The organism is Trinickia sp., assembly GCF_036503415.1.
GTDB lineage: Bacteria > Pseudomonadota > Gammaproteobacteria > Burkholderiales > Burkholderiaceae > Trinickia.
Genome location: NZ_DASXWY010000188.1, coordinates 1 through 2,215, shown reverse-complemented (window position 1 = coordinate 2,215; position 2,215 = coordinate 1). Strand labels below are relative to the sequence as shown.

The 2,215-nt window shown below is 64.3% G+C and carries 3 protein-coding genes and 1 pseudogene; all 4 read right to left on the bottom strand.

The annotated features are described in order from the left end of the window. The coding region (locus VGL01_RS22515) for a pilus assembly protein TadG-related protein (protein ID WP_331573314.1) at positions 1-618 on the bottom strand (618 nt) is incomplete at its 3' end. A 64-nt stretch (positions 619-682) separates the two neighbouring features. Continuing rightward, the gene (locus tag VGL01_RS22510; protein ID WP_331573312.1) at positions 683-1,126 is read right to left on the bottom strand and encodes a TadE/TadG family type IV pilus assembly protein; all 444 of its coding nucleotides are present in this window, start codon (positions 1,124-1,126) and stop codon (positions 683-685) included. Further along, positions 1,123-1,992 (bottom strand): tetratricopeptide repeat protein, encoded by an 870-nt coding sequence (locus VGL01_RS22505; RefSeq protein WP_331573310.1) that lies wholly within the window; start codon positions 1,990-1,992, stop codon positions 1,123-1,125. Before VGL01_RS22505 ends, VGL01_RS22510 begins: the two co-directional genes overlap by 4 nt. 45 nt (positions 1,993-2,037) lie before the next feature. Next, positions 2,038-2,215 (bottom strand): annotated as a pseudogene (locus tag VGL01_RS22500) (type II secretion system F family protein); the annotation flags it as partial.

Sequence of the window (2,215 nt, the reverse complement as noted above, 5' to 3'; positions counted from 1 at the left end):
TTGGCCGGACGCATCGAGCTTCGGCTGATTCGTCGTGCTGTCCCAATATTGATTGTAGACGCACTGATCCATCATGACGGGAAACAGCCCGCCGGCCGGAAGCGCCGAGGGCGGCGTGATGACCGCGACGGACGTTGCGCTATCGGAGGTGGACGGCATGCCCAGCAGCGCGCCGAGCAAGAGTGTGACGAGTCCGCCGTTGGTACTCGCGTCTCGCGTAACGGTGACCTGCACGGCTGGTTCGGGCATGTGTCCTGAAGGAGCCGGTAGTGTGACCGCGCTGGGCGCAACCAAAGTCGGAGACGACGCGGCGACGTCCCAATAGCCGGTCTTGACCGTTCCGGTCGATAGTTTGACGCCATCCGATATGTTCAATGGGACCGCAGCCGTTGCAGATGCTGCGGCCGCCGTCCAGTTGGGCACACTCGCACCCGTCGTGAGCGCGCCGGCACCGGCAAGCGCTGCTGCATCGGCTGCATTCTGCAATTCGTGGCTGACGGCGAAAAAGCGCGGAACATCGACCGCAAAAGCGCCGAACATCAGCAACAGCGGCAATGTGAACAGGAACCAGAGCGCAGCCGACCCGCGCTCTTTGGCAGGGCGTGGCCACTGGCGCAAGCGGCCGCGACCAGCAGCTAACGGCCCAGTCGCAGCGGAATTGAGTTCGCTCGAGTAAAGGCGCTCATTCACAGTTCATTACCGCCGTGGCTGTTAGCGTGAGAGGACCCGTCAGCGCGCTGAATGCCGAGCCGACCATGAGCCCGTTATACGTGTACTTGATCGTCACTTGGAGTGCGTTGCCGCTGCCGATCGTGGAGCAACTGCCCGACGGAGTGACCGTCGGCGTCGTGGCCGTCCCGCCGCTCACGAGGCTGCCCTGCATGAAGGTTAACGCGATGTTCTGGATCTGAGTCGTTGTATAGGGCGTCGAACGCAGGACCACGCCCTGACGCGCCGCGGCCCCTGCGGCATTCGTAATGATTGCCTTGTCGCAAAGCAGCAGGCTCATGTCGATGATGCCGAGCATCAGCATCAGCAAGAACGGCAGCATGAGCACGAACTCGAGCGAGACGATGCCGCCCGCGCGTGTGCGGCGATGCCTGCCGAGATGCCGACGCGGTTTCATTGAATGGCTCCGCCCGACGAAATGCCCTCTCCCGGCACCGGTGCCGCGTGCGCGCCGCTGCCGGCTTGTGCCGTCAGTCGTTCGCGCAAGTCCCGGTAGAAACGCAGATTGTCTTCGGCCGATTCGGCCGGCATCTCCGATACGAGAATGCGCTTGGCCGCCTCGCCGTTGCCGAGCAAGCCATAGGCGAGCGCGAGGTTCTGGCGCGCTTGCGGGGGCGCGTCGGCCAGGCTCGCAATATCGAGCAATACGTTCGCGCCGGCTCGCGCTTGGCCCGAGAGCACGAGCGACAACCCAAGGTCCGCCTTGAGGCCCTGAACTTCGGGGTGGCGCTCCAGCGCGGCGCGATAGACAGCCTGCGCCTCTTCATGCCGGCCTAGCAGGTCCAGCGTCGCTCCGAGCCCCTCGGCCGCCACCGCGTTATCGGGATAGGCCGAGGTCAATTTGCGGTAGCGCTGCTCCGCGTCGCCCAGATGCCGCTGGCGTAGCGCGATGCGAGCGAGTCCCAACTGGGTGCGCGGATCGTCGGGGGCCGAAGCCGCGACGCGCGTGTAGAGCACGCTGGCTCGGGCAAGGTCGCCCGTCTGATAGATCGTATCGGCGAGACCCAATTGCGCGGGCCGCGATTGCGGATCGGCCTTCAAAAGCTTTTCGAAGAGGGAGAGCGCCAACTGGGTGTCGCCCGCTCCGAGCGCGCTTTCCGCGATATGCAAATCGGCGTTCGCGTCGGGAATATGGGTGACGGGCATCGGCTGCGGCACCACGTAGTGATTGCTCGCGCAGCCCGCCATGATCAGCGCTGCCGCAATCGACGTGCAGAGCGCCAGCAAGGCGCGATTCGAGCGGGTGGGGCGGGGTGTGGTCATGCCACCTCCAGAAACAAAAACCAAGAACAAAACGGAAACGGCCATTCAATGGTGACGAAATACGGCGACGAGCCGGATTGCGGCCGGGCCGACCGCAATGAGCGCCACGGTCGGCATGATGAACAGCATCATCGGCAGCGTCATCTTGGGCGCGAGCTTCGCGGCCTTTTCTTCGAGCGCGACCATTTGCATCGAGCGCTCTGTACGCGACAGCGTCCGCAGG